General features: G+C 69.1%; 8 protein-coding genes. 6 read left to right on the plus strand and 2 right to left on the minus strand.

Annotated elements, in window-relative coordinates; translation table 11 throughout:
• The 6 genes from G3I54_RS13300 to pknB form a co-directional block, all read left to right on the plus strand.
• Positions 1-395 (plus strand): FHA domain-containing protein (locus tag G3I54_RS13300; protein WP_164614344.1); only part of this gene is annotated, 395 nt, incomplete at its 5' end.
• 10 nt (positions 396-405) lie between these two features.
• Positions 406-924, plus strand: coding sequence for an FHA domain-containing protein (locus tag G3I54_RS13305; protein WP_164614346.1), 519 nt, complete (start codon positions 406-408; stop codon positions 922-924).
• 129 nt (positions 925-1,053) lie between these two features.
• A complete protein-coding gene (locus G3I54_RS13310; protein ID WP_164614358.1) occupies positions 1,054-2,553 on the plus strand; it encodes a PP2C family serine/threonine-protein phosphatase in 1,500 nt (499 codons plus the stop codon).
• Positions 2,554-2,575: 22 nt separating this feature from the next.
• Entirely contained in the window at positions 2,576-3,976 is a 1,401-nt protein-coding gene (locus G3I54_RS13315) for an FtsW/RodA/SpoVE family cell cycle protein (protein ID WP_164614348.1), read from the plus strand.
• Positions 3,973-5,430, plus strand: a complete 1,458-nt coding sequence (locus tag G3I54_RS13320; protein ID WP_164614350.1) for a penicillin-binding transpeptidase domain-containing protein — start codon at positions 3,973-3,975, stop codon at positions 5,428-5,430. Before G3I54_RS13315 ends, G3I54_RS13320 begins: the two co-directional genes overlap by 4 nt.
• Positions 5,431-5,601: 171 nt before the next feature.
• Positions 5,602-7,578, plus strand: coding sequence for a Stk1 family PASTA domain-containing Ser/Thr kinase (gene pknB / locus G3I54_RS13325; RefSeq protein WP_164614352.1), 1,977 nt, complete (start codon positions 5,602-5,604; stop codon positions 7,576-7,578).
• Positions 7,579-7,684: 106 nt separating this feature from the next.
• On the opposite strand, the gene G3I54_RS13330 is transcribed toward pknB, so the two are convergent.
• Together G3I54_RS13330 and G3I54_RS13335 are read right to left on the minus strand one after the other, a co-directional pair.
• Entirely contained in the window at positions 7,685-8,419 is a 735-nt protein-coding gene (locus G3I54_RS13330; protein ID WP_164614354.1) for a class E sortase, read from the minus strand.
• Positions 8,420-8,444: 25 nt separating this feature from the next.
• Positions 8,445-9,247: class E sortase (locus G3I54_RS13335; RefSeq protein WP_164614356.1), on the minus strand; the 803-nt coding region annotated here is incomplete at its 5' end.

A 9,247-nucleotide genomic window follows, 5' to 3' on the forward strand; every position in this document is an offset into this window, starting at 1 on the left:
CCCCGAGCGCCGCCCCGCCGATGCCCGCGGCCCCGCCGCCCGGTGCCGGACGGCCCTCGGCCCCCACGAACGACCGGCGCCCGCCGGCCTCGCCCGGCCCGCTGCCGGACGCCCGGACGCGACGCTGGATCGAGATCAACGGCACCCGCCATCAGATTTCCCGCCCGACGTTGGTGATGGGACGATCCACCGACGCCGACGTGCGGATCGACGACCCCGGCGTATCGCGCCGGCACTGTGAGATCCGGACCGGAACGCCCTCGACGATCCAGGATCTCGGGTCTACCAACGGCATCGTGGTAGACGGGCAGCACACCACCCGCGCTACGCTCCGCGACGGCTCGCGGATCGTCGTGGGCAGCACCACCATCGTTTACCGGCAAGCCGAAGGGTGAAGCGGGGGCAATGTCAGAGCTGACCCTGACGGTCATGCGGCTAGGTTTCCTGGCTGTTCTGTGGCTGTTCGTCATCGTGGCCGTACAGGTCATCCGCAGCGACCTGTTCGGAACGCGCGTCACGCAGCGCGGCTCACGCCGCACTGCCGCCGACCCGCGCCCGCAGCAGGGCCGCCAACAACAACAAGCGGCGCCGCCCCAGCAGCGCCAGCAGTCCGGCCGGCAGCGCCGCGGGGCGCCCACGAAGCTGGTCGTGTCCGAGGGCACGCTCACGGGCACCACGGTCGCGCTCCAGGGCCAGACCATCACCCTGGGCCGGGCCCACGATTCAACGATCGTGCTGGACGACGACTACGCGTCCAGCAGGCATGCCAGGATCTACCCGGACCGTGACGGCCAGTGGATCGTCGAGGATCTCGGGTCCACCAACGGCACGTATCTGGAACGGACCCGGCTCACCACCCCGACACCAGTTCCGCTGGGCGCGCCGATCCGTATCGGCAAGACCGTCATCGAGCTGCGGAAGTAGTACGACAATGAGCGAGCGGAGCGAGCGAGCCGCGGCGGTCCCGACGGCGGACGCTGCCCGGTTCCCGACCGGAGGGTGGGCAGTGTGGCTCGAGACAGGCTGTACCCCGAGCCGACGGGCGAGGTGCGCATGAGTCTGTCGCTGCGCTTCGCCGCCGGGTCGCACAAGGGCATGATCCGGGAGGGCAACGAGGACTCCGGCTACGCCGGTCCCCGGCTGCTCGCCATCGCCGACGGCATGGGCGGTCAGGCGGCCGGTGAGGTCGCCAGCTCCGAGGTGATCTCCACGCTCGTCCCGCTCGACGACGACGTACCGGGATCCGATCTCCTGACCTCGCTCGGCACCGCCGTGCAGCAGGCGAACGACCAGCTGCGCGTCATGGTCGAGGAGGACCCCCAGCTGGAGGGCATGGGCACCACGCTCACCGCCCTGCTCTGGACCGGTCAGCGCCTCGGCCTGGTGCACGTCGGCGACTCCCGCGCGTATCTGCTGCGCGACGGCGTCCTGACGCAGATCACCCAGGACCACACCTGGGTGCAGCGCCTCGTCGACGAGGGCCGGATCACCGAGGAAGAGGCCACCACCCACCCGCAGCGCTCCCTGCTGATGCGGGCGCTGGGCAGCGGCGACCATGTCGAGCCGGACCTCTCCATCCGCGAGGTCCGCGCCGGCGACCGCTATCTGATCTGCTCCGACGGCCTCTCCGGCGTGGTCTCGCACCAGACGATGGAGGAGACCCTCGCCAGCTACCAGGGCCCGCAGGAGACCATCCAGGAGCTGATCCAGCTCGCTCTGCGCGGCGGCGGCCCCGACAACATCACCTGCATCGTGGCCGACGTCCTGGACGTCGACAGCAACGACACCCTGGCCGGTCAGCTCAACGACACCCCGGTCGTCGTCGGCGCGGTCGCGGAGAACCAGGCCCAGCTGGGCGACGGCGGGGCCATGCAGACGCCCGCCGGCCGCGCGGCCGGTCTCGGCCGCCCCGTGCCCCCGCCCGCCGGCGGCTTCGGCCCGCCCGGCAGCGGCGACGTCGGCTACGGCGGCATGCCGGACGGCTCCTACGACGCCTATACGGACGACGACTTCGTCAAACCGCGCGGCGGTCGTAAATGGCTGAAGCGTTCCGTCTACATCGTGCTCGCGCTGGCCGTGATCGGCGGCGGTCTGTACGGCGGCTACCGCTGGACGCAGACGCAGTACTACGTCGGCGCGAAGGACGAGAACGTCGCGCTGTTCCAGGGCATCAGCCAGGACCTCGCCTGGGTCTCGCTCTCGAAGGTCGAGAAGAACCACCCCGAGATCGAGCTCAAGTACCTGCCGCCGTACCAGCGCAAGCAGGTCGAGTCGACCATCGCCGAGGGCAACATCACCGACGCCCGCAAGAAGGTCGCCGAGCTCGCCGCCCAGGCCTCCGCCTGCAAGAAGGACGCGCAGCGCCGCGCGGCCGACGCCGAGAACCGGGCCCGTACGGGCGAGGGCGAGGCCGGCGGCACCGCCGGAGCCCCCGCCACCAGGACTTCCGCCACGTCCTCCGCCAAGGGGACCAAGTCGACCACCGCTCCCACTCCCGGCCCCAGCCTCTCGGAGGAAGAGAAGAAGCTGGTCCCGCAGTGCGGTAAGCAGTAAGCCGTAGGGGGCCTTCAGCACCATGAGCGTTGTCACCAATACGACCACCATCGGCGCGATCGACGCACCGAGCCGCCGTAACACCGAGCTGGCGCTCGTCGTCTTCGCCGTCGCCATCTCGGTGTTCGCCTACGCCAACGTGGGCCTCGCGCTCAACGGCGAGCTGCCCTCGGGGATGCTCGGCTACGGGGCGGGGCTCGCGCTGCTCGGTGGCGTCGCCCACCTCGTGGTGCGCAGGTTCGCCAAGTACTCCGACCCGCTGCTGCTGCCGCTGGCGACCCTGCTGAACGGCCTGGGCCTGGCGCTGATCTGGCGGCTGGACCAGTCGGAGCGGCTGCTCAACCTCAAGAGCTTCGCACCAGCGGCGTCCAAGCAGCTGATCTTCTCGGCGCTGGGCGTGGCCCTCTTCGTGGGCGTACTGGTCCTGCTCAAGGACCACCGCATCCTCCAGCGCTACACCTACATCTCCATGGTGGTGGCGCTGATCCTGCTGATCCTGCCGATGTTCTTCCCCGCCCAGTTCGGCGCGAAGATCTGGATCACCATTCCGGGAATCGGCTCGATCCAGCCCGGTGAGTTCGCGAAGATCGTCATCGCGGTGTTCTTCTCCGGCTATCTGATGGTCAAGCGCGACGCCCTGGCCCTGGCCAGCCGCCGCTTCATGGGGATGTACCTGCCTCGCGGCCGGGACCTCGGACCGATCCTGGCCATCTGGGCGATGTCGATCCTGATCCTCGTCTTCGAGACCGACCTCGGCACCTCGCTCCTCTTCTTCGGCATGTTCGTCGTCATGCTGTACGTGGCGACCGAGCGCACCAGCTGGATCGTCTTCGGCCTGGTCATGTCGGCCGTGGGCGCCGTCGGTGTGGCCTCCTTCGAACCGCACGTGCAGGACCGTGTCACCGCCTGGCTCGACCCCTTCGCCGGCTGGGGTACGCATGCCGCCAGTGAGCAGATGGCCCAGGTGCTGATGTCCTTCGGCTCCGGCGGCACGCTCGGGACCGGCCTCGGCCAGGGCAACTCCGACCTCATCCTCTTCGCGGCCAACACCGACTTCATCCTCGCCACCGTGGGCGAGGAGCTGGGGCTCGCCGGAGTGATGGCGTTCCTCCTGCTGTACGGACTGATCGTCGAGCGCGGTGTGCGCACCGCCCTGGCCGCCCGCGACCCCTTCGGGAAGCTGCTGGCCATCGGGCTCTCCGGGGCCTTCGCCATCCAGGTCTTCGTGGTCGCCGGCGGTGTCATGGGCCTCATCCCGCTCACCGGTATGACGATGCCGTTCCTGGCGGCCGGTGGTTCGTCCGTCATCGCCAACTGGGCGCTGATCGGCATCCTGATCCGGATCAGCGACACCGCGCGCCGTCCTGCCCCGGCGCCCGCTCCGTCGACCGACGCCGAGATGACGCAGGTGGTCCGCCCGTGAACAAGCCCCTGCGCCGCGTCGCGATCTTCTGCGGCATCCTCATGCTCGCCCTGCTCGTCCGGGACAACTGGATCCAGTACGTCCGCGCCGACGAGCTGACCAACCGCGACGAGAACCGCCGTATCCGCATCGAGCGTTACGCCCACGAGCGCGGCGACATCATCGTGGACGGCAAGGCGGTCACCGGGTCCGTCGAGACCGACGGCAGCGACTTCAAGTACAAGCGCGTCTGGAAGGACGGGCCCCTCTGGTCGCCCGTGACCGGGTACTCCTCGCAGGCCTTCGACTCCTCGCAGCTGGAGAACCTCGAGGACGGCATCCTCACCGGCAACGACGACCAGCTGTTCTTCAACCGCACCCTCTCCATGTTCACCGGGGACAAGAAGCAGGGTGGCAACGTCGTCACCACCCTGAGCAGCGACGCCCAGAAGGCCGCCTTCAAGGGGCTCGGCGACAAGAAGGGCGCGGTCGTCGCCCTCGACCCGAAGAGCGGCGCCATCCTGGCGCTGGCGAGCACCCCCTCGTACGACCCCTCGGTCTTCGCGGGCAACTCCGACAAGGACGCCAAGGCGCGGCAGAAGCTCCTGCAGGACAAGGACAAGCCGATGCTCAACCGGGCATTGCGCGAGACCTATCCGCCGGGCTCCACGTTCAAGGTCGTCACCGCCGCGGCCGCCCTGGAGAACGGGCTCTACGACGACATCGACGCCAAGACCGAGTCGCCGTTGCCGTGGACGCTTCCGCAGTCCACCACGCCGCTCAGCAACGAGGGCAACATCCCCTGCGAGGACGCCTCGCTGCGGGAGGCCCTGCGCTGGTCGTGCAACACCGTCTTCGGCAAGATGAGCGACGACCTCGGCAACAAGAAGATGATCGAGCAGACGGACAAGTTCGGCTTCAACAAGGAAGTCTTCACGCCCGTCCGCGCCGACGCGAGCATCTACCCCGAGGACAACAGGCCGCAGAACGCGATGGCCGGCATCGGTCAGGCGTCCAACCGGACCACCCCGCTCCAGATGGCCATGGTGGCCTCGGCGATCGCCAACGACGGCAAGCTGATGGAGCCGTACATGGTCGCCCAGCGCCAGGCTCCCGACCTGGACCCCGTCTACACGCACGAGCCCAAGGAGCTCAGCCGCGCGCTCTCCGGCGAGAACGCCCAGAAGGTCCAGCAGATGATGGAGACCGTCGTCAAGGACGGCACGGGAACCAACGCACAGATCCCCGGCGTCACAGTGGGCGGCAAGACCGGTACCGCACAGCACGGTCTGAACAACAGCGAGAAGCCGTACGCCTGGTTCATCTCGTACGCGAAGACCGACAACGGCTCCCCGGTCGCCGTCGCCGTCGTGGTCGAGGACGGCAACGCCAACCGGGACGACATCTCCGGTGGCGGGCTGGCCGCCCCCATCGCGCGCGATGTGATGAAGGCGGTCATCGACGCCAAGAAGTGAGACCTGTCACGGCGGCCGCCCGTCATACCGGACATCGGATACCGGTCGGATATCGGCTGACGGGTGCGGGCTGATCACGTCACCCGTGCCCGGTAGCGTATGCGCGAACAGCGCACCGCCGCGGACCACACACGGGTGCGGTCGGGACTGACGGAGAGGGCTGGAACAGTTATGGAAGAGCCGCGTCGCCTCGGCGGCCGGTACGAGCTGGGCTCGGTGCTCGGCCGTGGTGGCATGGCCGAGGTATACCTCGCGCACGACACCCGGCTCGGCCGCACCGTAGCGGTGAAGACGCTCCGGGCCGATCTGGCCCGTGACCCGTCGTTCCAGGCCCGGTTCCGCCGTGAGGCCCAGTCGGCCGCCTCGCTCAACCACCCCGCGATCGTCGCCGTGTACGACACCGGCGAGGACTACGTCGACGGGGTCTCCATCCCGTACATCGTGATGGAGTACGTCGACGGGTCGACGCTGAGGGAACTGCTGCACTCCGGTCGCAGGCTGCTCCCCGAGCGCACGCTGGAGATGACGGTCGGCATCCTCCAGGCCCTGGAGTACTCGCACCGCGCCCAGATCGTCCACCGCGACATCAAACCGGCGAACGTCATGCTGACGCGCACCGGCCAGGTCAAGGTCATGGACTTCGGCATCGCCCGCGCCATGGGCGACTCCGGGATGACGATGACGCAGACCGCCGCGGTCATCGGCACCGCCCAGTACCTCTCCCCGGAGCAGGCCAAGGGCGAGCAGGTCGACGCGCGCTCCGACCTGTACTCCACCGGCTGTCTGCTGTACGAGCTGCTCGCCGTGCGACCCCCGTTCGTCGGGGACTCGCCCGTGGCGGTGGCCTACCAGCACGTCCGGGAGGAGCCGCAGCCGCCGAGCAACTTCGACCCCGAGATCACGCCCGAGATGGACGCGATCGTGTTGAAGGCGCTCACCAAGGACCCGGACTACCGCTACCAGTCCGCCGACGAGATGCGGGCCGACATCGAGGCCTGCCTCGACGGCCAGCCGGTCGCGGCCACGGCGGCGATGGGCGCCGCGGGGTACGGGGGCTACGACGGCTACAACAGCGACCAGCCCACCACCGCCCTGCGCCCGACCGATCCGAACAACGCCCAGACCTCGATGCTGCCCCCGGTCAACCCGGACGACGGCGGCTACGGCTACGACGACCGCGCGGGCCGTCGGCGCCAGCAGAAGAAGAGCAACACCTCGACGATCCTGCTCGTCGTCGCGGGCATCCTGGTGCTGGTCGGCGCGATCCTGATCGGCCGGGTGATCTTCACCCCGACCAATGACGACGGCCAGATCAAGGCCCCGAACCTGGTGGGCTCCACGCTCGAGAAGGCGGAGGGTCTGGCGTCCAACGCCGGTGTCACCGTGAAGGTCGGCGCCGAGGAGCCGTGCGAGGACCAGGAGAAGGGCGAGATCTGCACACAGGATCCGACGGCCGACGCGATGATGGACAAGGACGGCACCGTCACGGTCGTCGTCTCCACCGGAGCGCCGAAGACCGAGGTCCCCAACGTCCTGGAGAAGTCCGAGGACGGCGCCCGCCAGGTCCTGGAGGACAAGGGCTTCACGGTCAACGTCACCACGGAGGAGTCCGAGGCGACCGAGGGCACCGTGATCAAGCAGGACCCCAAGGGCGGCGCGAAGGCCGAGGAGGGGGCCGAGATCACCATCACCGTGGCCGCGCAGGCGACCGACCCGATGCCCGACGTGCGCACCCGTCAGTACGACGCCGCCGTGGCCCAGCTCAACCAGCTCGGCTTCACCAACGTCTCGCGGACCGACGTGGACTCGGACAAGCCGGCCGGAGAGGTCATCGAGCAGACCCCCGCGGGCCCGAGCAAGCAGGCCAAGGACGTGCAGATCGTCCTGAAGGTCTCCAAGGGCCCGGCGCAGCCGGAGCAGGTCCAGATCCCCGGTGACATCGCCGGCAAGTCGTACCAGGACGCGAAGGGCCAGCTCGAAGGGCTCGGCTTCGTGGTCCAGCTCGCCCCGGGCTCGGTCGACAAGCCGGACGCCAAGGTGATCACCAGCAACCCGGCGCCGAACACCCAGGCGGACAAGGGCAGCACCGTGATGCTCGTGACGATCGAGAGCGGCGGGGGCGGCCTCTTCGGGGGCCCGGGCGGCTGAGCGCCCGCGCACCCCGCGGCGTACGGCGAAGGGCCCCGGTCACCACGATGGTGACCGGGGCCCTTCCCGTGTGCCCGGGCGTCCGCGGGCGCTCAGCGCAGTTCGATCAGCGCAGCTCGACCGGCTGGGTGCGGTCCTTGTCGACCTTCTCCGTACGCTCCAGCTCGCCCCACACGATGTACCGGTACTTCGAGGTGTAGACCGGGGTGCAGGTCGTCAGCGTGATGTAGCGGCCGGGCTTCTTGACGCCCGACTCCTCCGGGACCGGCTGGATCACGTCGACGTTGAACTTCGAGGTCTCGGGGAGCGTCTTGTAGACCTTGTAGACGTACCAGGTGTCCTTGGTCTCGAAGACGACCGGATCGCCGTTCTTCAGCTTGTGGATGTTGTGGAACTTCGCGCCGTGCCCGTCGCGGTGCGCGGCCAGCGTGAAGTTGCCCTCGTCGTCCCAGGGGAGGGCCGACTCGACGGGGTCGGTGTAGTAGCCCGCGATGCCGTTGTTGAGGGTCTTGGGGTCGGTGCCCTTCTTGACCAGCACCTCGCCGTTCTTCATCGCGGGCACGTGCAGGAAGCCGATGCCGTCCTTGGTGTCCAGGGCGCCCGGACCGTCCGCCCACTTGCTGCGGACCGTGTCGCCCTGCTTGTCGGCCTCGCGGTCGGCGAGCACGTTGGTCCACCACAGGGAGTACGCGACGAACAGCGCGAGCACCAGGCCCGCGGTGATCAGCAGTTCGCCGAAGACGCTGACGGCCGTCGCGACGGGGTGACGGCCGCGCCTGCGCGCCTTCGGCGGGGACGCGGACGTGTCGGTCCGCTCGTCGTGCTCGGTCCTCGCTGCCACCGCACCGTCCCTGTCGTGAGGATGTTCAGCCGAGGAGCGCGTCGGGCTTCCCCTCGCTGCGCGGCCGTTCGTCGACCATCTTGCCCCAGACGATCAGCCGGTAGGTACTCGTGAATTCCGGGGTGCAGGTCGTCAGCGTGAGGTATCTGCCCGGCCCCTCGAACCCCGAACCGACCGGGACCGGCTCGATCACGGAGATGTTGGAGGGCGAGGTCTGCGGCAGTATCCGGGCCATCTCGTACGTGTAGTACGCGTCCTGCGTCTCGACCACGATCGGGTCACCGGGGCTGAGCTTGTTGATGTAGCGGAACGGTTCGCCGTGGGTGTTGCGGTGACCGGCCACCGCGAAGTTGCCCTGCTTGTCGGAGGGCATCGCCGTCTTGAGCTTGCCCTCGCCGTAGTGGCCGATCATCCCCCGGTCGAGAACCTTCTCCTTGTCGATGCCCTCGGCGATCGGGGCGACGACGTCCAGCTTGGGGATGTGCATGATCGCGAAGCCCTGGCCGGGCGCGAACACCCCGGGCTTCCGGTCGCCGTTGGCCCACTCGTCCTGGATCCGGTTGGTCTCCTTGCCGGCGATCTGCTCGGCCCGGATGTTGGTCCACCAGAGCTGGTAGGTGACGAACAGCAGCATCAGGACGCCCAGCGAGATGAACACCTCGCCGACCACCCGGCTGGCGACGACCGCCGGGCTGTCCTTCGCCGCCTTCGCCGCGCGCCGGGCCTCCATCCGGGACATCGGGGCCGCGGCCGGGGCGGCCTGCTCCACGACCGGTCCCGGGCGCCGACGACCGCGCCCCTTGGCCGCCCGCCGCCGCTCGGCCCGCC

Origin of the sequence: Streptomyces sp. SID14515 (genome assembly GCF_010548505.1) — a bacterium.
Classification (GTDB): domain Bacteria; phylum Actinomycetota; class Actinomycetes; order Streptomycetales; family Streptomycetaceae; genus Streptomyces; species Streptomyces caviscabies.